We start from the raw sequence: 23373 nt of genomic DNA on the forward strand, positions 1-23373 counted from the left end.
AACTGGGGAGCCGATCCGCCTCAGAGGGCTCGCACTCGCAGAAGCACTCCGGTCTGCGGGAACAACACCGGGAGTGCCACGCCGGCCTGCGCGAGCATCGCACCCGACAGTTCCAGGACACCGCCGTCGGCGATCCACGGTGGCAGCGCAATGCCGTTGCCGAGATCGCTCAGCTCACGTACGAATTCGACGCGATACCTGAGAGAGGTATCGAGACCCGGGAGGCGCACGCGATCCGTGCGGTCCTCGGCCGAGGTGTCCATCCGCACCACCGCATACGCAGCCTCCGATGCATCGGCTGCCACGACGCCGTGCACCCACACAGTCGGGTCGGGGTGGTCGGAGCGCACCACGTCGCCGGTGTGCAGTAGCCCGCGCAAATCCTTGTACAACGTGGTCCAGGCTGCCAGGTACTCGTGATCCTCGGACGATAGTTCCGTGACGTCCATCTCCAACCCTGCGTGACCGAACAGGGCTGTCAAACAGCGGAATTGGAGAGTGGACCACCGTCCGGACGTGTGCGCGATCTGCGGCCCGACATGGGATCCGATCAGCTCCGGCGGCAGCAACTGCGTCGTCCACCGCTGCAGCCGTTGACGTTCGAGCGGATCGTTGGTGTCCGACGCCCATACCCGGTCGGTGTGTTCGAGGACCTCGAGGTCGATGCGGGCTCCGCCCGATGCGCAGGACTCGAACTCGACCTCCGGATGCCGGGACCGTAGCTCGTCCAGCAACCGATAGAACGCTGTCGTCTGTGCATGCACGGCAGCACGCCCGTCGGTATCGACCGCCAACATCAGGTCCCGGTTGTGATCCCACTTCACGTAGTCCGGCCGCTCGGTCGCCAACACCGTATCGATGGCCGAGAGGAGATAGTCGAAGACATCCTGGCGCGTCAGATCCAGCACGTTCTGATGACGCCATTCGAGTGGAACTCGACCCGGTGCTGCGAGCAGCCACTCCGGATGCGCCCGAGCGATATCGGAGTCCAGGTTCACCATCTCGGGCTCGAACCACAGGCCGGGGCTCATGCCGAGCTTGCGGACGTGGTCGAACAGCGGAGCCAGCCCATCGGGCCAGACGCCCTCGTCCACCTGCCAGTCGCCGAGGCCGGCCTTGTCGTCGCGGCGGTGGCGGAACCAGCCGTCGTCGAGCACGAACCGTTCGACGCCCACTCGTGCGGCGACGTCCGCGATGCCGCGCAGCCGGGTGAGATCGTGGTCGAAGTAGACGCCCTCCCACACGTTGAGCACCACTGGGCGCGGGGATGTGGGATGTGCTGGGCGGGAGCGCATCCAGCGATGCAACGAATGCGCCGAACCATCCAGTCCAGCTGAGGAGTACACGAAATGCACCCACGGAGTCGTGTACGTCTCACCTGTTTGGAGCACCACCTCGCCGGGGGCGAGTAGTTCACCGCCGCCCAGCACGCCCGAGGCCTGACCGGCCCTCTCGGGCAGACGTTCGGCCAGATGTAGGTGATCGCCGCTCCACGCGACATGAGTGCCCCACACCTCGCCGCTACGAAAGCCGAAGCCCTCGCTGCCTGCGTTGAGGACCAGGGTGGCGTCGTGCCCGGTTCTTCCGCGACGTGAGGCACGAGCCACGGTGCCGTGATCGAACCGTCGACGCTGCGGGGTGCGTTCGCGGCAGTGCCGGCCCGTCAGATCGAGAAGTTCGGTTGCAGTGTCCGGCAACGGCATCAGGGTCACGATGCCGTCGACGGTCAAGGGGACGCCCGAGACATTCCGGACACCCTGACGCACCCGCAGTGATCCACCGACCTCGAGCGACAGTTCGATCGACCACGAGATGCCGAGCTCGCTGTCGGAAGCGTCCACAGTGCAACCGAATTCGGTAGCGGACACGGTCACATCTGCCCACCGCGGGTACTGCACCGAACCGTCGCGATGCATTGCCAGAGCGGGGGTGCCCTGCCAGGCGTCGTCGCCACCAGGTGCCAGGGTGAGCCACCGAGGTACGTCGACACTCGAGTGCGGAACCGCGGGTATTGCGGCCCGGCGCAGTTCGGCGAGATCGTGATCGGAGAGTTCACCGAGATCGGTACCCCAGTGCAGCACGGCCGGAACCGCGGTGGACGACGGGCCGAGGATCACCATGACTCCGTCACGGCGCAGGACGGTGAAACTCACTTGTTGGCACCCATCGTCAGACCGGAGACGAAATGTCGTTGCAGCGCAATGAAAACCAACACCGTCGGCAGTGCCACCAGCACCGAACCGGCGGCGAGGAGGTTGGTGTCGGTGAAGAAGCTGCCCTGCAGATTCTGCAGCGCCGTCGTCACCGGGAGCTTGTCGCCGCTGACCATCAGGGCCAGGGCCCAGAAGAAGTCGTTGTAGATCCACGTCACCATGAGTGTCGCGAGGGCAGCCAGCGCGGGACGGCAGAGCGGCATGACGACCTGCCAGTACTGCCGGAACAACCCGGCTCCGTCGACGGTCGCGGCCTCGAGCAATTCGTGGGGCACGGTCTTCATGTAGTTGCTGAGCACGAAGACGCAGAACCCGGTCTGGAATGCGACGTGCACGATGATCAGTCCCCAGTAACTGTCGTACAGCGAGCCCGAGGAGCTCATCCAGTACGGAACCGGAATTGTGTTGTACAGCCGGAACAGTGGGGTCAGCAGAGTCTGCTGGGGGAGCAGGTTGCCGGCGATGAACACCGCCAACATGAAGATGTTGAACTTCCAGCTGAACCGCGCCAGGATGAACGCCGCCATCGAGCCGAAGAACAGGATGAGCAGCACCGACGGAACGGTGATGATCAGCGAGTTGAGGAAGTAGTGCGGGATGCCGCCGATCTGCCACGAGTCGATGTAGTTGTCGAATGTGAAGCCGCCCACCGACAGGTAGCCGTTGAGCAGCACGTAGTCGTAGCTGCGGAACGAGTTGTACACCGCCCACGCCAGTGGAAACAGCCAGGCCACTGCCATGACCGTCAGCAGCACGTAGATCGCGATCTGCGCGGTGCCCGCGCGTCGACGATTGGCGACGGCCGCGCGATTGCGGGTCAGCGGATCGCGCTCGGGAGGTGCTGTGCGCGTGAGTGAAGTGGTCATCAGTCTTTGCTCCGAAGAACGATGGCGAGGTACAGGGCGATGAAGACGAGTGAGATGCCGAGCATGATGGTGGCCAGTGCCGAACCGAATCCGATGCGGCTCGCCTCACCGACGACGTTCGCCGTCACGAGCGCCGAGATCAGCTCGAGTCCGTTGCGGCCCTTGTTGATCACCCACACCAGGTCGAACGCGCGTAGCGCCTCGATGACGGTGATGACGATGATCAGCAGGTTGGTGTTCTTCATCAGCGGGAAGATGACGCTGAAGAACGTGCGAATCGGTCCGGCACCGTCCATGACCGCGGCCTCGCGGACGGACGGGTCGATGGCCTTGAGGCCGGCCAAGTACAGCAGCATGATGTAGCCGGTGTGCCGCCAGCCTGCTGCGACCATGACGGCCCAGATGTTGATGTCCGGATCGCCGAGCCAGTCGACGTCGGTACCGAGCAGGCTGTTGAGGACGCCGCCCTCGGTGGAGTAGATGAGCTGCCAGATGAAGCCGATGAGGGCCATCGACAGCACCACGGGGATGTAGAAGATGCTCTGGTAGAGCCGAGATCCCTTGAGGTTCTTGTCCAGCAGGATCGCCAGCAGGATGCCGATGACGGTGGGGACGAGGAACAGGAACACCAGCCACAGCACGTTGTTCTGCAACGCCTGCTGGAACGGTGGGTATGCCTGGACCGCGTCGACGTAGTTCTGGGTACCGATCCACTCGATACTCGACGTGCCGCCGATGCCGTCCCACCGTGCGAACGACAGGATCACCGTGAAGACCGTGGGGATCCAGACGAGTCCGATGACGATCATCGCGGGAACGCCGAGCATCATCGCGATGGTCCACTTCTCGCGAACACTGCGCCTGATCTTCGGCGACTTGACCCGTTCGGGTGCGGTCATGGCATTACCTGATCTCGACGTGGGTGAATGGTGTGGGGGCGAGCGGGATTCATGTTCCGAACACCGCCGACTTCTGACGCTCGATGCCGCGGACCAATCCGTCGACGTCGTTGGGGTTGCCGATGAACTGTTGCAGGGCCGGGATCATGACGATCGACGCGAAATCGGGACGAGTGTCGCGGTCGAAGAACTGCGTGATCTCTCCGGCATTCTGGACGAGGTCTGCCGACTTACGCACCAGCGCAGGGAAATCCGACAGGTCGGCGTCTCGGTGTGCGGGGATGGCCTGCGGATCCTGCTTCGCGTAGGCGACGGCAGGTCCGGGGCCGGTGAGGAAGGTCAGCAGCTTCTCGGCACCGGGGCGATTGCGCGGATCGGCCCGCATCATGAAGCCGTCCATCGGGGCCTCGACCGCGGAACTGCCGATGGCGGAGTCGAGTTCGGGGAATGGGAAGAAGTCGAGGTCGTCACGGTCGGGCCCAGCGGGAAAGCTCTGTGCGACGAACATGCCGGCGACCAAGGACCCGACGCTCTTGTTGAGCAGCGCCGTCTGAGCGTCGGCGATCTTTCGGCCCAGCGGTTGTGGCTGATGGAACGGCAGAAGCTCACGCCACGTGTCGAATACGGTGCGGACGCGATTGTCGGTCCAGCTGACGTCACCGGCCAACAGGGTGCGGTGGAAGTCGACTCCGTTGAGGCGCAGGTTCAGGTAGTCGAACGTCCCCATCGGCGGCCAGCCGTCACGTGCACCGAAGCCGATCGGGGTGACGCCGTCGGACTGCATCTGCTTGCTCAGGGTGACCCACTGGTCGTAGGTCTTGGGCGGTTCGTACCCACGCTCGGCCCACAGGCTCGGGCGGTAGAACACTGCCCACGGGTAGTAGAAGAATGGAATCAGATACTGATTGCCGTCGGATCCGGTCGAGTTCTCCTTGAAGGAGTCGCTGTATCCGCCGCCGTTGCTCGCCCACACGCTCGAGACGTCCTCCACCAGGCCCTTGTCTGCGAAGTACTTCATTCGATAGCCGCCCATCCAGGTGAACACGTCGTCGGGCGTGCCCTGGAGGTAGTTGTTGACGTTCTCCTGGAACGACGTCGAGTCGACGGTGTTGACGCGGATGTCGCCACCGGTCTGCTGCCGATACATGGCGACGACGTCCTCGACGCCGACCTTGGAGTTCTTGTCCGACAGCCGTGAGCCGAGCGTGATCGTGTTGGGATCGAGACTGCTCGAGCACGACGACAGCACGCCACCTGCGGTGATCGCACCCGCGGCGACGAGCGCAGACCTGAGGAAGTCGCGTCGAGACGGCTGCCAGGTACGCGGCCACTCGTGTGGGTTCATGAGAGTCCTTCGACGGAAAATATCGATAACGATCAGAAGTGAACATTCCGCTGTGCGTTCCGCGGTGCTCGACTGACCGTTCGGGGTGATGCAGGTTACAGAAACACGACCTAACGGCGTCTGTCAAGCTCTTCGAGGCCCGCTCACCAGCATCAGTAAGAAAATGTTCATTCATGTTGACATCTGAGAACGTCTCGTTCATATTGTGAGCATGGACACAGCGCGACGCAGCACCTGGCCGACCCAGGGAATCTCCTTCGGGGGCGACTACAACCCCGAGCAGTGGCCCGAGGACGTCTGGCGACGCGACGTAGAACTCATGCACGAGGCCGGCGTCGACTTCGTGACCGTCGGTGTCTTCTCCTGGGCTCGCCTGCAGCCGACCGCCACGACGTGGGACTTCGAGTGGCTCGATCGCGTCATGGATCTGATGCACGAGGGCGATATTCGCGTCGACCTGGCCACGGCGACCGCGTCGCCCCCGCCGTGGTTGGCCACTGCGTACCCGCAGATGCGTCCGGTCGACGAGCGCGGCTACCGGTACGCCATCGGCAGCCGCCAGACCTGGAGCCCCAGTTCCGCTGTGTACCGGGAACATTCACTGGTACTGGTCGAGAAGATGGCGCACCGCTACGGTGAGCACCCCGCGCTCGCGATGTGGCACGTCTCCAACGAACTCGGCTGCCACAACGCCCTGTGCTACTCCGGCGACAGCGCGCACGCGTTCCGGGAATGGCTCAGCGCCAGGTACATCGACCTCGAAACCCTCAACACCGCGTGGGGCACCGACTTCTGGAGCCAGCGGTACAGCGACTGGGACGAGATCGTTCCCCCGTCGGTGAGCACCACGTTCGGTAATCCCACGCACCAACTCGACTGGCGCCGTTTCTGCTCCGACGCACTCCTCGAGCAGTACCGCGCCGAGAAGGCAGTGCTGAACCGCATCACCCCCGACGTGCCGGTCACCACCAACTTCATGGTGGGTATGGGGCAGGGACCCGCGCTCGCCGGCAACATGGACTACGCGTCCTGGGCTCCCGAGCAGGACATCGTCTCCACCGACCACTATCTCGTCGGTCCCGAGACCGGCGACGCCGCAGCGCATCACAAGCTGTCGTTCTCGGCCGACCTCACCCGCGGCGTCGCGGGGCGTCGACCCTGGTTGTTGATGGAACATTCCACCAGCGCCGTCAACTGGCAGCACATCAACCGCGCCAAGGTGCCCGGCGAGATGATGCGGAACTCGCTGGCACACATGGCACGTGGAGCAGACGGCATCGCCTACTTCCAGTTCCGCGCCTCCAAGGCCGGAGCAGAAAAATTCCACTCCGCACTGGTGCCGCACGCAGGCGAGGACTCCGCTCGGTGGCGTGAGGTCGTCGAACTCGGTGCGGCACTGCGTCGCATGGCCCCGGTGGCAGGCAGCACCGTCGACGCGCGGGTCGCCGTGCTGTTCGACTGGGCCTCCCAGTGGGCGTGCGAGCAGGAAGGTCATCCGTCGATGGCGATGCAGCCCATGGAGATTGCCCGCCGCGCCCATCACGGCTTCACCGCCGCAGGCGTGACCTGCGACGTCGTCCCGTCGTCGACGGACCTGAGCGATTACGACGTGATCGTCGTCCCGGCCCTCTACCTGTGCAGTGACGAGACCGCTGCACGGATTGGCGACGCGGCCGAAGCCGGTGCGCAGGTGCTCGTCACTGCTTTCTCGGGAATCGCCGACGAGGACGACCACGTGCGACTCGGCGGCTACCCGGGAGCCTTCCGAGAGTTGCTCGGAGTCCGCGTCGAAGAGTTCTTCCCGCTCGCCGAGGGCGAGACCCTGTCCCTCGACGACGAGACCGTCGGTGAGATCTGGAGTGAATATCTCACCGCATCCGAGGACGTCGATGTGCTGGCGCGCCACACCAGGGGCCATCTGCGCGGTGTTCCCGCGCTGACCAAGCGGGCCGTCGGCACCGGCGCTGCCTGGTATGCGGCCACCGTTCCCGACGCGGCCGGCTGGGCGGCACTGACCGACAAGCTCTGCGGTGCAGCCGGTATCGAGACTCGACGAGATCTGGGATCCGATGTGGAGATCGTGCGGCGCTCGGCGGGGGAGCAGTCCTGGCTGTTCGTGCTCAATCACGGAACCGACAAGGTGAGTGTGCCGGCCACCGGTACCGATCTGGTCAGCGGCACACACGTCGACGGTGAGCTGATCGTGGCTGCCGGCGGTAGTGCAGTGATTGCCGAGAACAGCTGATGCTCGCCCATCAGCGTCAGCAGAAGATCCTCGACCAGGTGACCGCGCAGGGTGCGGTCAAGGTCGCCGATCTGGGCACTGCACTGTCGGTGTCGGACATGACCATTCGACGCGACATCAATGAATTGGTGGCTCGCGGTCTGGTCGAGCGGGTGCACGGCGGTGTCACGCTGCCGCGATCGGCGAGCGTGTTCGAGCCGGGCTTCTCCGCGAAGTCCGAACTGGATCGAGATGCCAAGGCGGACATAGCCAAGGCCGCAGCGCGGTTCGTGCGACCGGGGACCTCCATCGGCATCTCCGGCGGTACCACGACTCACGCGCTCGCCCAGGAACTACTCGACATCCCGGACATCACCGTCGTCACCAATTCGCTTCCCGTTGCCGAGGTCTTCCACACCGGGGGCCGAACGGATCAGACCGTCCTGCTCACCGGCGGACAACGCACGCCCTCCTATGCGCTGGTCGGACCACTCACCGTCAGCGCGCTGCAGAGCATCCACCTGGACATGCTGTTCCTCGGAACGCACGGAGTGGACATCGAATCCGGGCTCACCTGCCCCAATCTGATGGAAGCGCAGACCAATCAGGCGCTGGTGGCATCGTCTCGACGCGTCATCGTGCTGGCCGACCACACCAAATGGGGCGTCCGCGCGCTCGCCAACACCATCCCGCTCTCCCGCGTCGACGTGTTCGTCACCGATGCCGGGCTCGACCCCGGCGTGCAGGACGCGTTGTCCGAGGTGGTCGACGACGTGGTGATCGCCGGAAGACCCGTCGACACGAACGAGGAACGAGTACTCGATGACCACGCATGACGCCACGACGCACGCCCTGCGCAAGACGTCGACCACTCTGGCCGACGGCCGCGAGCTGATCTACTACGACGACACCGAGCCCTACGTCTCCGGCGGAGCCACCCGAGACCTGGTCGATACCCGCGCTCTCTCACCGTCGATGTCGCAGTCGCAGATGCGATTCGACGTCCTCACAGGCGAATGGATCGTCATCGCCGCGCAGCGAATGGACCGCACGTTCCTGCCCCCGGCCGACGCGTCGCCGTTGGCACCGAGCCGGCCGGGCCGCCCGGCCACCGAGATCCCGGCGTCGGACTACGACGTGGTGGTGTTCGAGAACCGGTTCCCATCACTGTCCGAAACTGCTGCACAACAGACGCTTCCGACAGAGGTGGACGGCGAGGCGCTGTGGCCGCTCGCGCCCGGCACCGGACGCTGCGAGGTGATCTGCTTCGCCAGTGATCCCGAGGCTTCCTTCGTCTCGCTGGAGCTCTCCCGCGTCCGCACCATCATCGACGTCTGGGCCGATCGCACAGCGGCTCTGTCGGCAATACCGGGCGTGCAGCAGGTGTTCTGCTTCGAGAACCGTGGCAAGGAAATCGGCGTCACGCTGACGCACCCGCACGGTCAGATCTACGCCTACCCCTACCTTCCGCCCCGCACCGACGCCATGATGCGACAGTCGCGCACACACTTCGAGCGCACCGGTCGAGTGCTGCTGGCCGATGTACTCGCCGCCGAGCTGCGTTCGGGTCGACGCATCGTCGTCGATGCCGAACACTGGGTCGCGTACGTCCCGGCGGCTTCGCGCTGGCCCGTCGAGGTGCATCTCGCTCCTCGTCGCGACGTCGCGGACCTCGCCGAGTTGAACGGTGCAGAGCGAGACGAGCTGGCCGGGGTCTACCGCGAGCTGCTGCGCGGTGTCGATGCATTCTTCGAAGGCGTAGACGAAGTGCCGTATATCTCAGCGTGGCATCAGGCCCCGGTCGGAGCCGACCGTGAACTGGGAAGACTGCACCTGCAACTGTTTTCGATGATGCGTTCACCGGGTCGGATGAAATTCTTGGCCGGATCCGAATCGGCAATGGGGGCGTGGGTCAACGACACCACACCCGAGCGGATTGCCGATCGGTTGCGCGAGGTGTTGACGTGAACTGGCTCGACGTCGTTGCCGAGGAGAACCTCGCCGATAGTGCCGCCGCGCTGTTTCGTAGCGCATTCGGCGGCGAACCCGACGGCGTCTGGATCGCTCCCGGACGCGTCAATCTCATCGGTGAGCACATCGATTACGCAGGCGGACTGGTGTTGCCGTTCGCGCTGCCGTACGCCACCGCAGTCGCTGTACGGCGGCGCGAGGACACCACGATGCGTGCCGTGTCCACACACACCGACGAGCCGTGGACCGGTGAGCTCGGCGACATCGGGCCGGGCACGCCGTCGGGCTGGGCCGCGTACGTGGCAGGTGTGTCCTGGGCACTGCGGGAACACGGTGTGGGCGGAGTCGATGTTGCCGTGCACTCCTCGGTACCGGTGGGCTCGGGGTTGTCCAGCTCGGCGGCCCTCGAATGCTCGTTCGCGCTGGCGCTCGATGACCTCTTCGATCTGCAGGTCGATCGGAAAGCGTTGATCGACGCCAGTATTCGGGCCGAGAACGAGATCGCCGGTGCGTCGACCGGCGGCATGGATCAGAACATCGCGATGTCGGCCCAGTCGGGACATGCGCTGCTACTCGACTGTCTCGACGGTTCGACGCGTCAGATACCCCTCGATCTCGCCGCGTCGGGAACTCGGTTGCTGGTGATCGACACCAACGCGCCGCATCGGTTGGTCGACGGCCAGTATGGGGAACGCCGGAAGGCGCTGGACACCGCGTACGCCGAATTGGGGGTGACGACGCTGCGCGGTCTCGATCTGGACAAGGCGGTGTCGGGACTCGTCGACGACACCCTGATCGCGCGAGTTCGCCACGTGATCAGCGAAATTCGCCGAGTGGAGGAGGCCGCCGAACTGCTCGACGGCGGCGCCGCAGGAGCCGAACTCGGTGAGTTGATGACGGCCTCGCACGCGTCCTTGCGAGACGACTACGAGGTCAGCTCACCGGAGCTGGACAGTGCGGTCGATGCGGCGCTGCGCGCGGGTGCATACGGGGCCCGGATGACCGGCGGGGGATTCGGCGGCTCTGCCATTGCGCTGGTGCCCTCGGAGCTGGTCCAGGCTGTCGCGGACGAGATCGCAACCGGTGCAGCGCGATCCGAACTGCCGGAACCCACTTTTCTGACCGCCGAGCCCTCCGGCTCCGCGCATCGATTCTTCTAACCTCTACAAAGGAGTACTCCCATGGCACAGGTCACGTACGAAGGAGCGACCAAGCTCTATCCGGGATCGGACGTCGCGGCGGTCGAATCGTTGGACCTCGCCATCGAGGACGGCGAGTTTCTGGTTCTCGTCGGTCCGTCCGGCTGCGGAAAGTCCACCTCGTTGCGCATGCTCGCCGGGCTGGAGGACGTCGACTACGGTGCCATCAAGATCGGCGATCGCGACGTCACCTCGCTGGCACCCAAGGAACGCGACATCGCGATGGTGTTCCAGAACTACGCGCTGTACCCGCACATGACCGTCGCCAAGAACATGGGCTTCGCACTGCAGATCGCCGGGATGGACAAGGCCGAAGTGGGCCGACGCGTCGAGGAAGCGGCGAAGATTCTCGACCTCACCGACTACCTGGGCCGTAAACCCAAGGCGCTCTCCGGCGGTCAGCGTCAGCGCGTCGCGATGGGCCGCGCGATCGTGCGGAACCCGCAGGTGTTCCTCATGGACGAGCCGCTGTCCAACCTCGACGCCAAGCTTCGCGTTCAGACCCGCACGCAGATTTCGCTACTGCAGCGCAGGCTCGGCACCACCACGGTGTACGTCACCCACGATCAGGTCGAGGCCATGACGATGGGTGATCGCGTGGCGATCATGAAAGCCGGTGTGCTGCAGCAGTGTGCCAGCCCGAAGGAGCTGTACGAGCGCCCGGTCAACGCCTTCGTCGCCGGGTTCATCGGCTCTCCCGCGATGAATCTGTTCGAGGTGGACGTGGTCGCCGGAGCCGCGAAGCTGGGCTCGCTGTCGGTCCCCATCGAGCGCGCCATCGCCGACCGGATCGACGGCAGCCGCGTCACGATGGGCGTGCGACCGGAAGCGTGGACGCTCTCCGAGTCCGGAACCGACATCGTCGTCGACGTCGTCGAGGAACTCGGTGCGGACGCCTACATCTACGGCCGGACCGTCGAGGACGCGTCGAATCTCGGCACCGTCGGGGCACAGATCATCGCGCGCATCCCCGATATCGCAACCCCGTCGCAGGGCGATGTCCTCCGAATCGCCCCACGCGCGGAGTCCGCTCACTACTTCTCGACGACAACAGGATTGAACCTGCGCCCCTAGGGCCACCTCTCGCTTCTCAACGGCTGTTGCGTTAGTCTCCTCGGCGGGGTGAGTCCGATCTGCACCAATTGCGGATCCACTATTTTTCCGGGGGATACGAAGTGTCGAAGAAGTGGTTGCGCGGCGTCGTGGTGTCTGCAGTGGCGGTCGCGTTGTGTCCGATCGCTACGGCCTCGGCGGATCCTGCGCCGAGTCCGGCACCAGCGACCATCATGGGGTCCATCGACAACGGGCCGGGTAGCTTCAGCGTTTTCCGTACCGTAGACAGCGGCCAGCGTCCGACCGCGGAGGACAACGCGGCGTGCAACGACTACTTCGGCTCCCCGCGTTCGTCGACCGTTGTCGAACGCCTCGACGCGCGGATGTACACCTTCACCAACGACCCGTCGACGGGTTTCCTGCAGAACCCGACGGCTCAGAACGTCGGACCGATCTACGTGTGCGCCGGGCCGATCATCGACGGCCAGGCCTTCCTCGACCAGTGGGGCGCACTGACAGCCCCCGGACTGGGCGAGTTGTCGATGTACGGGCCGTGCGGGATCGAGTTCATGATCGGGTTGCCCGGTCGCGCGGCCGTCGATTGTGTTCTGCGAGTGAACCCCAACGATTCCGGGGTCATCGACGGTGTCGCGACCAGCAACTCGATCGCCAACCCGCTTCGCCTGCCGGACGGACGCACCGGCTCGCTGTGGACGCTCTACACACTCGGTGAAGGGACCGCTCCCGTTCCGGAACCCGTTGCGGGAACACCGCAACCGACCGGTTCCGTGAAGTACAGCGTCGGGCGCGAGGTGAACTCGGTCTCGACCGGAAGCACTCCTGCATGCCCGGGTGGTGTGCGCACGACGGAGATTCACGCGGTGTCGGTGGACGCCGCCACCGGCGCGGCATCGACCGAGCCCTCCGCGGACGTCGCAGCCACCGCATCGATCTGCTACCAGAACCCGTCGTCTCCGGATTTCGGCGCATCGTTGAGCATCACGAGCTACGGTGTCACGCCTGCGCTCACTGCCACGTCCACCGGACAGTGCCGTCGTATCGATCTGCCGATCGAACCGGGCACCGTGCAGCAGTCCTGCGGCTTCACCTTGCCGCCGCAGCCTGCTCTCGGCCTGACCGGCGGACAGGTGACACTCAACGGTCTGGTTCCGACGAACGATGCTGCAGGATCGGCAAACTCGGCCATCTGGACCACCTCGTTCCTCGGTTCCATCACCCCTCGATGAACGGACGTCGGATCGGGGTGCGCCTCGATCCGGTGCTACCGTCGGCCGGTGCACCTCGTCGTTCCCTCCGATGACTTCGCCGCCGCCTGGCGGGAGGCTCATGCAGAGTGGGGGCCTGGGTTCCACGAGGACGGCTTCGGGCTGAAGGCCGACGACGATGTGGAGTCGGCACAGGGCTTTTCGGACTGGGTCGAGCGGCTTCGGGTCGACGCCGAGTGCACGTACCGCTGGATCGTGCAGGGTGAACGCGTAGTGGGCGGCATCGCACTCAGACACGACAGCCATGAACTCGCCGACCGTCTCGGGCACCTCGGCTACGGGGTTCGACCGTCCGAACGAGGTCGGGGAGTTGCCTCCTGGGCAGTTCGCGAGATGCTGAGGCTCGCCGCTGATGTGGGCATGGCCCGGGTAACGGCGGTATGCGAGGTGGACAACGCGGCCTCGATCGCGACGCTGGAGCGAGCAGGAGGCGAACGTGTCGACTTCATCGGGTCGGCGGTTCGCTTCTCGATTCCCGTGCGCTGAAGAATCGGGTGCAGCTGACCGCGCTCACCGCGGTCCAGTGCACCCGATTTTGTTCTCTTGACCCTCACACTGTGTGAGACGAGAACCTCGGAGGGTCATGTTCAGCATTGGAGAGTTCGCATCGATCGGCCGGGTGTCGGTTCGGATGCTTCGGCATTACGACGAGATCGGGCTGTTGACGCCGGCACGGGTGGATCCGTTCACGGGCTATCGCTCGTACGACGGTTCGCAGTTCGAGGTTCTGGGAAGCATTCTCATGTTCAAGGACCTCGGGTTCAGGCTCGACGAGGTGACGCAGATCGTGCACGGCCAGGTCGATGATGATCGGCTGCGCGAGATGCTTGCCGCGAAGCGTGATGATGTCGCGCGTCGACTCGATCTCGATGCCGCTCGTCTGCGTCGCATCGATGCGCGGCTCTCCCACACCGAAGGGATTTCGATGATCACCGTGGACACCAAGTCGTTGCCACCCACCCGTGTTGCTCTCGTCACCGAGACCGCCGCCGGGTTCGGACCCGAGAACATCGGCCCGGTCATCGGCCCGATGTACGCCCGACTCGCCCAGACGCTAGCCGGGCACGGCGTGACGTTCGGGCCGTCGTCGATCGCCATGTACGAGGCCGTCGACGACGGGGACGGCAGCGGCGTCACCGTGCATGCCGCATTCGAGGTGACACCTGAGGTCGTTTCGGGTGAGGGCTTCGAGGTTCGTGAGCTTCCGCCCGTCGAACTCGCGGTGACCACCGTTCACCACGGTTCGATGGCCACGATCGGTGAGACGTGGGAACAGTTCATGGCGTGGATCGAGGCCAACGGCTACGAACTCTCCGGCATCTGCCGCGAGTACTACCTGGTATCGGAGCCACAGCCGCAGGAGAACTGGGTCACCGAGCTGCAGCAGCCGGTGGTTCGACGTCAGGACGCCTGAGCGAACTCCACGAGGGCGGTGCACTGGCAGCCGCCGGTGACATCCTCGCATTCGAGCACCAGGAAGTGGCGGACGTACTCGAGGTCCACGCAGTCCGGCTCCGTGCACTCCGCACCGCCGACCGCGTGGATCACGAGTGTGCCGTGGCAGGTATCGAAGCGTGCGGACATGCGAATCCCTTTCTGTCGTATCTCTCTACATCCTTGATATCACCGGGCTCTGACAAGTTCGGGAGAAGACGAGCGTGTTCGACGCTTGAGCTGGGTCGCGATCATGATCGTCAGAGCCGGAATCCAGGCGTATCCCAGGGCGGTCCTGATGATGGTCCGGTCGCCCAGCCACGCTCCGGCCGACACCAGTACACCTGCCCACACGACAGCGGCCAGCAGGCTGAGCACCATGTATTCGCGATGCCGCAGTGAGGAGGTCGCCACGAGTCGGGGCGTGATGGTGCGGACACCCCCGATGAGGTGACCGGCAGTGGCGACAGTGCGTGGTCGTGATCGTGCGTGTGTGGCCAGCCCGTGGACAACCCTGATCACCGCGGCAGGCAGCGCCGACTCCGCGCGCCCGAGACCCAACACCGTGCCGGTGCGGCGACCGTGCCAGAACGCCCACTGCGCCCCCAGGCTTGACGCGACCGCGGCGGTGACGACGGCAGGGAGCCACGGTACGACGCCGATCGACGTCAGCACCCCGAGCGTGATCGGGACGCTGTTTCCTGGTGTGAAAAGACCGAGCAACGACGCGGACTCGAACGCCAGAAGCACGAATACGATAGCGAAGACGACCCATACGGGCACGGACGACAATCGGTCCACATCGAGGATGTTCAGGTTCATACCTGTCGAATCTGGTCGACCGTGGCACGGAAAACACCACGATCGACCCACGGATCGACGGTAGGGCCAGCCCTACCTCGGGCCGTGGGTTCACACTGCGGACAAGCCGACGACACCCGACTTAGGCTGATCCGCATGAACGAGGCTCTACCGATTCCCCTGAATCCACTCAGGGCGTGGATATCGCCGCACTGGTGGCTTGCGGTGGCGTCGTTGCTGGCATCGACGGTCGCCGGGCTGGGCGGTTGGATGATCCTGGGCCTGCTGATACTGGCGGTGTGCGCACTGCCGTTTGCGCTCAGCGGGGTGCTCGTCTTCGCGCTGACGATAGTGGCGCTCAAGTGGATGGACCGTGCAGCGCGTGCCGGAATCGGTTTCACCGGTGGAATTGCCATCGAGGGCCCCGAAGTGACCGTGTACCCGACCAGTTGGCGCATGTTCGTCTGGTGCCTCCGCGACATCGGATTGTGGAAGTCGTTGTGCTACTGGCTCATCCGCATTCCGGTATCGGCTGTTCTGCTGTTCTTGCTGCCGGCGCTCTTCGTGGCCCTGCCGGTTCTCGCCCTGGCCCCGGTCGCCTGGATCGTGACGAATCCGGTCGCCAACCAGCTCGAAATCGGCGAGCGGGTGGGCTATCCGTTCGTCGCGTTGGTCGGCTTCGCATCCTTGGTGACCTTCGTTGCGGGAGTGCCGCTGCTGCTCACCGCCCTGGCGCGACTCGACTGGTGGAGTGCCGCAGCCCTTCTCGGCCGATCGGAGTCCAGTAGGAGAGTGGACGAATTGACGGTGAGTCGAGCTCGTGTCGTCGACGCTGCGGATGCCGAACGCCGTCGCATCGAGCGCGATCTGCACGACGGGGCTCAGCAGCGTCTCGTCTCGGTGGCAATGTCACTGGGGCAGGCGAAGTCGCGCGTCTCGGCGAGCGAGGACGCGGTGTTGAAGGAACTGCTGGACGACGCACATCGAGAAGCAAAGAACGCGATCGGCGAGATCCGCACCCTCACCCGCGGTCTGCATCCGCCGATCCTGACCGACCGTGGCCTCGACGCCGCACTGTCGTCCGTCGCGGCGTTGTGCACGGTACCGGTGACGTTCCGGATAGACCCGGCCCTCTCCGGTGATCGACGTCCGGACGCCACCGTCGAGTCGACGGTCTACTTCGTCGTCTCGGAGGCTCTGACCAACGTCAGCAAGCATGCGAAAGCAAACCACGTCCGAGTGGATGTCTCGAGGGACGCGTCCGCAGCGCGGGTAACGGTGGTCGACGACGGATGTGGAGGAGCACATCCGGCACCGGGAGGCGGCCTGGCCGGGCTCGAGGACAGGCTCAGCGGTATCGACGGAACCCTGTCCATCACGTCGCCGTCCGGTGGCCCGACGCGGCTCGAGGTGAGCATCCCGTGCGAGTGATCATCGCCGACGATTCGGTTCTGTTGCGAGAGGGCGTCGCTCGCCTGCTGACCGATGCCGGAGCCGACGTGATCGGCAAGGTGGCCGACGCGTCGGAACTGCTCGCGGCCATGTCCGCTGCCGATCCGCTTCCCGATGTCTGCGTGATCGACGTACGCATGCCGCCCACCTTCCTGGACGAAGGTCTGCGCGCAGCGCTGGTCATTCGCCAACGGTGGCCCGCTGTAGGGGTTCTCGTGCTCTCGCAGTACGTGGAGGAACGGTACGCGGCCGAGCTCATCCGGCAGAGCACGGACGGTGTCGGCTACCTGTTGAAGGACCGAGTAGCCGACGTGGACGAATTCGCCGATGCCGTGCGGACCGTGGCCACCGGTGGAACGGTCATCGATCCAGAAGTGGTGCAGCAGATCCTGGCTCGGGCCCCACGATCGGATCCACTCGATTCGCTGACCCCGCGCGAGCGAGAAGTGTTGACCGCAATGGCCGAAGGCAAGTCGAACGCCGGAATTGCCACTGCTCTGGTGGTCGGTCAAGCAGCCGTGGAGAAGCACATCGGGAACATCTTCGCCAAGCTCGGTCTGCTCGGAGACAGCGCCGATCACCGCCGTGTCATGGCCGTCCTGCGATATCTGGGAGCGATTCAGTGAGAAAAGTTCTCTGGCGCACTGCTGTCGCCGTGTCGGTTGCCGTCGTAGTGGTGGGTACCGCAGGAGCGGCCACGACGGCCACCCTCGCCGTCGGCTTCACCACGCCGAAGATGCAGTCTTTCGATTACTCCGCCGATACGGCGATCGTCGGGAACAATCTCTCCGTCACAACCAGATTCGCCAAGGTGTCGGTGTCCATGAGCCCCGACTCGGAGTTGCACGTACGGGCCGACGGCTCGTACCGAGGAGATACTCCGACAGTCGACATCAGCGACGACGGCTCGACGATCGCTGTGGAGTGTTCCTACCGCAAGCGAGGCAGCTGCGACATCGGCCTCGAACTACGGATACCCGCCGGCTTGATTGTCGACATCGACGCAGCAACAGGCGACGTGGAGCTCTCCGACGTGGACGCGCAGGCATCGGTGTCCACGTCCGCGGGATCCGTGACCGCTCGGGGATCTGCCGGAACCCTCGACATCACCACCGGATTCGGTGACGTCGACATCACGGACGCGGCTGTGTCGGCAGTCGAGGTGGACACGACGTTCGGTAGGATCGCCCTGGATTCGAGGGTGCCACCGGACTCGGTCCGTGTACAGAACATGCAGGGCGACAGCACGATCGAACTGCCGGCAGCCGACTTCTACGACGTCGAGGCGACGTCGGAGAAGGGAGATGTCGACATCGACGTCGTCGACGATCCGAATTCACCGAGGTCGGTGTCGATCACCAGTGAAGACGGCCAGATTTCGGTGCAGCGGAGATAGTTTCGGTCGGTGACTTACTTGTTCAATGACTCCGACGCCACGCGCTGAACGATCTGACCGAGGACGTGGTGGGACGCACCAGCCACGGCCACGGATGCAACTCGACCGGGGCCACGGCGTCGGCGATGCGGGAGAAGCCGGGAACGGGTGCCCAGGTGGTGGCCAAAGGGCGCCCGGAGAGTTCGTCGGCCACTCGACCGCGGCGCACCTCCAACGGGCGGGTCGACGCGATCTCACCGAGCGTCTCGGCGAGAAACACCAGCCGCTTGCCGGAGAGCCTCAGTTTCCGCAGCAGCGGTTCGTCGAACACGAACACGGCAGGTCGATCGGGCTGCGCTGCCATGGCCGGGTCTGCGGTGCCGAGCGACTCTGCTGTGATCCACACTTGTTCTGCGCCAGTGCCTTCGACGTGGACAGGGCCGGCGGGAATCGGAGCCTTGTTCAGATCCGGGCCGTCGACCGCGGGGCCGAGATCGTCGTCGGGCCAATTCTCGATGGGGCACGCATCTTTCAGTGCGCAGTTGCGGCACAGGGACGGTGCTCGCTTGTTCACCTGCCATCGACTGAAGCCGTAGACCTTCCCGCTTCCGGTGCCGACGGTCCACTGCCAGCCGAGGCGATTGGCTGCGCGAGAGCCGTCGAGTAGGTGGGCGAACATCTCGTCCTCGCCATCGCGCCACGTCGCACCGGCGCGGACTGCCCACTGGGACGCCAGCCACATGCGAGTTTGATTGACGAGCCAACCGTCGCCGTGCAATTCACCGACCACCGAGGACATGCAGTTCATCTCCTCGGGCCACGGCTGCGCGGTCCAGCCCTGCGGACGCGGCTGCTCACGGCGGAGTGAACGGCCGAGATCCGCTCCGACCCGTGCATAGAGGTGGCGAGCATATTCCTGCCACATCAATTCGTCGCGGTAGCGGGAACGGTCGCGGGAGGGAGCGTCGGCGACCGCGTCCCACACTTCGCGCAGCGTCAGCAGTCCGTGGCGGATGTACGGCGACATGCGGCTTGCACCTCGGCGATTCACCGGGAGGAACGTGCTTCGATCGCGGGCATAGCCGGTGATGTCGAGTCCGGCCAGCGCGGTATCGGCAGCGGACTGCCCACCTCGAATGGCACCGGCGGTGACCCCGTCCGCCCCCTCGCGAGTCAGATCGCCCAGGTGCTCGGCAACCCAGGCGACGACGTCATCGGTGGCAGCACCGTCGGCGATGGATGGGGGAGGAGGCAGCTCGGACATACCGTCGGACTTCCCCGTCGGGAGGAAAGGGAAACGCGGGTGTCAGGGTCGCGGCAGGCGTCGATGAAGCGGGTTCGATGTCGTGCTTGTCGCCGCCCTCCCCTGGTGAGGCACGGACGTGACGACGGTGGGCGTGTCCGCGGTGGCGCGGGCGGCATCGTGCGCTTTCATCGCCGCGCTGTTTCCTCGACCGAGAACGGGTGAGGAGATCTTTCGGGCTGCCGCCTGCCCGCATGCCGGACACGGCACCTCGGAGGGCACGTCGGCCATGGAGAATCGCTGCTCGACGGGGGCGCAACGCTGTGCGCAGCGGAAGCTGTAGGTGGGCACGTATCCGAGGGTAGCGTTAGATGTCGCATCAGCGACGTTCCGGCACAACGTCATACAAGATTTACACGCCATATGCGGCCGGATGCACCACGACGGTGCAATGATCGAGGCAGGGGAATCCGCGCAACCGGAGGTGTCCAGTGCCCGAACTGCTGTTTCCGCTCGACTCGACGAAGAGTTTCACCGAACAGGAGATCGTCGGCCACAACCGATGGCATCCCGACATTCCGGCGGCGGTCACGGTCAAACCCGGCACATCTTTTCGAGCCCACTGCCGCGAATGGTTCGACGGGGCCATCCACAACGATGATTCCGCCGAGGACATTCTGAATGCGCCGCTCAACAACGTGCACACACTGTCCGGGCCGTTCCACATCGAGGGAGCCGAGCCCGGCGACCTGTTGATCGTCGACATCCTCGACGTAGGGCCGATCCCGCAGGAGGATTCGGGTCCGCTGGCCGGTCAGGGCTGGGGTTACACGGGAATCTTCGCCAAGGAGAACGGCGGCGGGTTCCTCACCGATCGATTCCCCGACGCGTACAAGGCAATCTGGGATTTCTCGGGGCAGACCACCACATCTCGTCACGTTCCGCACGTGAAGTACACCGGCATCACCCATCCCGGCCTCATGGGGACCGCGCCCTCGGCGCAGTTGTTGGCGAAGTGGAACGCCCGTGAAGGTGCCTTGATCGCTACCGACCCGAATCGAGTTCCGCCACTGGCACTTGCCCCAGAACTCGACGGGGCAATTCTCGGATCACTGAGCGGCGACGAATTCTCCCGTGTCGCAGGTGAAGCCGCTCGCACGGCACCGCCCCGCGAGAACGGCGGAAATCAGGACATCAAGAACCTCACCAAGGGCACTCGCGTCTTCTATCCGGTGTTCGTGCCGGGGGCGAAATTGTCTTTCGGAGACCTGCACTTCTCGCAGGGAGACGGAGAGATTACGTTCTGTGGCGCCATCGAGATGGGCGGCTTCATGGACCTGCACGTCGACCTGATCAAGGGTGGCATGGAGACCTACGGGGTGAGCGAAAACGCGATCTTCATGCCCGGCAACACCGCGCCGCAGTACTCGGAATGGATTGCCTTCTCGGGCATTTCGGTGACCGTCGACGGTGAGCAGAAGTATCTGGACTCCGACCTGTCGTACCAGAACGCATGCATGCACGCGATCGACTACCTCACCAAGTTCGGCTACAGTCCCGAGCAGGCATACCTGTTGCTGGGTTCGGCCCCGATCGAAGGACGCCTGTCCGGGGTGGTGGACATCCCCAATTCCTGTGCCACCGTGTACATCCCCACCGCGATCTTCGACTTCCCGATAGCGCCCTCCGCCAGCGGACCATTCCAAATCGACCAGGGAATGGGAGCGCCGAGGGCGCAGTTCTGACGCAGCGCGGTGGTCGAGTTTTGTCGCCGAATGGCTAGTGGGTCTCGTCGTAGCCGGCAGTGATGTTCTGATTGACGCGGACCGGCCGGGACTCGACTTCGGCGAGCGCAAGGATGTCCGAGACAGTCTCCGTGCTGCCACCGAGATACGCGCAGGTGAAGTCGAAGTGCTGAGCCACGCACCATGTGTGATCGGTGGGCCACCACAGATTCGGTGACAGTCCTTCGAGAGTGTCGGTTGCGCGTGAGACCGGTCCCTTCAACAGGAAATAGCCGTAACCGGCGATGTGTGCGGTCGGTGCCGTCGCGCGAATGTCGTCGAGTGCTGTGTTGCCTTCCCAGACGGCGAACCAGCACTCATCCGGTGCCGTCGTGCTTCGAGCGAGTACTTCGATTATGGATTCCAGCTGATCACGCCAGGGTGCAACGGTTTTCGACGATGCATGCTGGGTCGTGCTGGCACGTACGGGATACAGGACACGGGCAAAGGCGTCGAACGCAGTGGGGACCAGCGAGCCCACTGTGATTGTGGCGAGGCCGTCGAGGTTGTAGTCCACCCACTGCGCTTCCGAGACATTCTGCTGCAGATCGTCGTTCGACCATTCCGGGCGATACGTGCTCGATGCCATAGCCCTGACGCTACCGACATCGAGTGCGCCCGCTGACAGGTTGAGCCACCACCCGCCAGGCGAATTGTTCAAGCCAGGATCGTTCAGCTCCGAATGCCGATCATGCGGTTCGGATGGCTCACGTCAGTTCCTACCACCGTGACTGCGTAGATGGTGGGCGCAGCCGTCGACAGTCGTCTCGCCCTGTTCGTAAATCTGTTCGAAAACTTGTCGGTGGGTCGCGGTAGATTTTGTTCATGCTTTCGGGGGACGGCGGATCAGGGGTGGACGGCATCGATGTGGTGCCGCCTGCCCCTGACGTGTCCGATCCCGACTTGTCGGCATTCGTGGAGCGGGTCGAGTCCGCGGTCGCGGAGTTGGCGGGGCAGGCGTCGGTGTCGTGGACGAACGCCGACCGGCGTGCGGTGATCCAACGCATGGAGACGGTGACCCGATCCTTGTCGGCCTACTCGTACACCTGGCTCAACGAGCTGATCGCGCAGCACGGCCTCGACGTGTATCCGGGCTCGGTCCCGTCCTCGGTGGCGTGGATGCTGCGGATCACCCCACGAGCTGCGGGTGCTCGGGTACGACTGGCTGCGGAGTTGGGGGATCGCACCTCGTTCTCCGGTGAAGTTCTGCCGCCGTTGCTGCCGCACACCGCCGAAGCTTTACGGGCCGGGTTGCTCGATGCCAAGCATGTGCAGATGATTCGCGAGTTCTTTCGCCATCTGCCCAAGGACGTCGATCCGCAGACCCGCGATCTCGCCGAAGAGCAGTTGGTGGGTTACGCATCGACCAGACGCCCCGACGACTTCGCGCCGTTGGTGGCGTCACTGGATTCGATCCTCAACCCCGACGGCGATCACGACGACGATGAAGACGAAGACGAGGACGGAAAACCGAAGCTGCGCAAACGTAGGGATGCGTTCTTCTATCTCGGTGAGCAAGGTGCCGACGGTATGTCGGAAGGCAAATTCTGCGTCGACCCCGAACTACGCGCCTACCTCGAAGCCCTGTTCTCGAAAGCCGCGAAGCCTGGCATGTACAACCCCGCCGACGGCAAACCGATCGTCGACGACGACACCGGAAGCGACGAGGACGACCACACCTCCGGCGAGGATGCCCACGCACGACCGCAGCCCGGGACCACGCCCCGCGAAGCAGGGGCGAGTGATGCAAGATCGGGGGACTCCAATTCCGAAACACCACCGCTACCCAAGCGGGAAAACCGGTGGCGACGTGATGCGGGACTCTGGAACGACGGTCCATGCGGTGACGGCCCGTGCGGTGACGGCCCTTGCGGTCACGACGAATGCGGTCACGACGAATGCGGAGGCGGCATCGAATGCGGTTGCGGTACAGGCTCTGACGACGCCTACTCCGACGCCTCTGCTGCCAGGCGTACCGCTGCCGGGCGCGGCGATACCGAGAGCAGTCAGGCACGGGCCGAGGCGGCGGCGTCAACGCGGGAGGCCGCCGCCCAGCGTGACATCCGCACCCAGAACGAACGTCGTCACGACGCCCTGAAACTGGCGCTCCGGCACACACTTGCCTCCGGGACTCTCGGCACACACCGAGGCCTGCCCGTCACCGCGATCGTCACCATGAGCCTGAAAGATCTCGAAGCCGGCTGCGGTTACGCGAAGACCGCCACCGG

At 64.7% G+C, this 23373-nt stretch carries 22 protein-coding genes; 13 read left to right on the forward strand and 9 right to left on the reverse strand.

The annotated features are described in order from the left end of the window. Positions 1-20: 20 nt before the first annotated feature. The 4 genes from AB0362_RS23050 to AB0362_RS23065 are packed head-to-tail and all read right to left on the reverse strand — an operon-like array spanning position 21 to position 5323. Entirely contained in the window at positions 21-2153 is a 2133-nt protein-coding gene (locus tag AB0362_RS23050; RefSeq protein WP_317809192.1) for an alpha-galactosidase, read from the reverse strand. Next, positions 2150-3079 carry a carbohydrate ABC transporter permease gene (locus AB0362_RS23055; RefSeq protein WP_317809194.1) on the reverse strand — a complete coding sequence of 310 codons (930 nt, stop codon included), beginning with the start codon at positions 3077-3079 and terminating at the stop codon, positions 2150-2152. Before AB0362_RS23055 ends, AB0362_RS23050 begins: the two co-directional genes overlap by 4 nt. Further along, positions 3079-3978 (reverse strand): sugar ABC transporter permease, encoded by a 900-nt coding sequence (locus AB0362_RS23060; RefSeq protein WP_068045284.1) that lies wholly within the window; start codon positions 3976-3978, stop codon positions 3079-3081. The genes AB0362_RS23055 and AB0362_RS23060 overlap by 1 nt, the downstream gene beginning before the upstream one ends. A 49-nt stretch (positions 3979-4027) precedes the next feature. Continuing rightward, positions 4028-5323, reverse strand: a complete 1296-nt coding sequence (locus AB0362_RS23065) for an ABC transporter substrate-binding protein (protein ID WP_317809195.1) — start codon at positions 5321-5323, stop codon at positions 4028-4030. A gap of 211 nt (positions 5324-5534) precedes the next feature. Between AB0362_RS23065 and AB0362_RS23070 the strand changes: the two genes are divergently transcribed. The 8 genes from AB0362_RS23070 (at position 5535) to AB0362_RS23105 (ending at position 14470) form a co-directional block, all read left to right on the forward strand. Continuing rightward, entirely contained in the window at positions 5535-7568 is a 2034-nt protein-coding gene (locus tag AB0362_RS23070) for a beta-galactosidase (protein ID WP_317809196.1), read from the forward strand. Beyond that, positions 7568-8383 (forward strand): DeoR/GlpR family DNA-binding transcription regulator, encoded by an 816-nt coding sequence (locus AB0362_RS23075; RefSeq protein WP_317809197.1) that lies wholly within the window; start codon positions 7568-7570, stop codon positions 8381-8383. The genes AB0362_RS23070 and AB0362_RS23075 overlap by 1 nt, the downstream gene beginning before the upstream one ends. Continuing rightward, positions 8370-9515, forward strand: a complete 1146-nt coding sequence (gene galT / locus AB0362_RS23080; RefSeq protein WP_317809198.1) for a galactose-1-phosphate uridylyltransferase — start codon at positions 8370-8372, stop codon at positions 9513-9515. Before AB0362_RS23075 ends, galT begins: the two co-directional genes overlap by 14 nt. Further along, the gene (gene galK / locus AB0362_RS23085) at positions 9512-10678 is read left to right on the forward strand and encodes a galactokinase (RefSeq protein WP_317809199.1); all 1167 of its coding nucleotides are present in this window, start codon (positions 9512-9514) and stop codon (positions 10676-10678) included. The genes galT and galK overlap by 4 nt, the downstream gene beginning before the upstream one ends. Before the next feature lie 21 nt (positions 10679-10699). Next, positions 10700-11791, forward strand: a complete 1092-nt coding sequence (ugpC, locus tag AB0362_RS23090) for a sn-glycerol-3-phosphate ABC transporter ATP-binding protein UgpC (protein WP_300515952.1) — start codon at positions 10700-10702, stop codon at positions 11789-11791. A 101-nt stretch (positions 11792-11892) separates the two neighbouring features. Continuing rightward, on the forward strand, positions 11893-13017 hold the full coding sequence (locus AB0362_RS23095) for a hypothetical protein (protein WP_317809200.1): 1125 nt from the start codon (positions 11893-11895) through the stop codon (positions 13015-13017). A 48-nt stretch (positions 13018-13065) separates the two neighbouring features. Then, entirely contained in the window at positions 13066-13542 is a 477-nt protein-coding gene (locus AB0362_RS23100) for a GNAT family N-acetyltransferase (protein ID WP_317809202.1), read from the forward strand. Positions 13543-13639: 97 nt separating this feature from the next. Next, positions 13640-14470 (forward strand): MerR family transcriptional regulator, encoded by an 831-nt coding sequence (locus AB0362_RS23105; RefSeq protein ID WP_317809204.1) that lies wholly within the window; start codon positions 13640-13642, stop codon positions 14468-14470. Here AB0362_RS23105 and AB0362_RS23110 read toward each other — a convergent pair. Together AB0362_RS23110 and AB0362_RS23115 are read right to left on the reverse strand one after the other, a co-directional pair. Then, the gene (locus tag AB0362_RS23110) at positions 14458-14640 is read right to left on the reverse strand and encodes a hypothetical protein (protein ID WP_269595781.1); all 183 of its coding nucleotides are present in this window, start codon (positions 14638-14640) and stop codon (positions 14458-14460) included. The genes AB0362_RS23105 and AB0362_RS23110 overlap by 13 nt on opposite strands. 39 nt (positions 14641-14679) lie before the next feature. Then, positions 14680-15312 (reverse strand): VTT domain-containing protein, encoded by a 633-nt coding sequence (locus tag AB0362_RS23115; protein ID WP_317548831.1) that lies wholly within the window; start codon positions 15310-15312, stop codon positions 14680-14682. A 135-nt stretch (positions 15313-15447) separates the two neighbouring features. On the opposite strand from AB0362_RS23115, the gene AB0362_RS23120 reads away from it, so the two are divergent. Genes AB0362_RS23120 through AB0362_RS23130 form a run of 3 tightly spaced genes read left to right on the forward strand, consistent with a single transcriptional unit; the run spans position 15448 to position 18139 of the window. Further along, positions 15448-16722 (forward strand): histidine kinase, encoded by a 1275-nt coding sequence (locus AB0362_RS23120; RefSeq protein ID WP_317809206.1) that lies wholly within the window; start codon positions 15448-15450, stop codon positions 16720-16722. Continuing rightward, positions 16713-17369 (forward strand): response regulator transcription factor, encoded by a 657-nt coding sequence (locus AB0362_RS23125; protein WP_317809208.1) that lies wholly within the window; start codon positions 16713-16715, stop codon positions 17367-17369. Before AB0362_RS23120 ends, AB0362_RS23125 begins: the two co-directional genes overlap by 10 nt. After that, positions 17366-18139, forward strand: coding sequence for a DUF4097 family beta strand repeat-containing protein (locus AB0362_RS23130; protein WP_317809209.1), 774 nt, complete (start codon positions 17366-17368; stop codon positions 18137-18139). The genes AB0362_RS23125 and AB0362_RS23130 overlap by 4 nt, the downstream gene beginning before the upstream one ends. A gap of 22 nt (positions 18140-18161) precedes the next feature. Here AB0362_RS23130 and AB0362_RS23135 read toward each other — a convergent pair whose 3' ends face one another. After that, a complete protein-coding gene (locus AB0362_RS23135; protein ID WP_317809210.1) occupies positions 18162-19382 on the reverse strand; it encodes an FAD-binding domain-containing protein in 1221 nt (406 codons plus the stop codon). Between the two features lie 42 nt (positions 19383-19424). Further along, complete coding sequence (locus AB0362_RS23140; protein ID WP_317809211.1) at positions 19425-19712, reverse strand: FmdB family zinc ribbon protein; 288 nt, start codon at positions 19710-19712, stop codon at positions 19425-19427. Between the two features lie 140 nt (positions 19713-19852). Here AB0362_RS23140 and fmdA point away from each other — a divergent pair, with 140 nt between their 5' ends. Then, entirely contained in the window at positions 19853-21106 is a 1254-nt protein-coding gene (fmdA, locus tag AB0362_RS23145; RefSeq protein ID WP_317809212.1) for a formamidase, read from the forward strand. A 34-nt stretch (positions 21107-21140) separates the two neighbouring features. On the opposite strand, the gene AB0362_RS23150 is transcribed toward fmdA, so the two are convergent. Continuing rightward, positions 21141-21734 carry a hypothetical protein gene (locus AB0362_RS23150; protein WP_317809213.1) on the reverse strand — a complete coding sequence of 198 codons (594 nt, stop codon included), beginning with the start codon at positions 21732-21734 and terminating at the stop codon, positions 21141-21143. Positions 21735-21970: 236 nt separating this feature from the next. On the opposite strand from AB0362_RS23150, the gene AB0362_RS23155 reads away from it, so the two are divergent. Further along, a partial coding sequence (locus AB0362_RS23155) for a DUF222 domain-containing protein (RefSeq protein ID WP_366236154.1) occupies positions 21971-23373 on the forward strand: 1403 nt, incomplete at its 3' end.

The organism is Rhodococcus sp. NPDC079359, from assembly GCF_040702585.1.
In the GTDB taxonomy this organism is placed as follows: Bacteria; Actinomycetota; Actinomycetes; order Mycobacteriales; family Mycobacteriaceae; genus Rhodococcoides.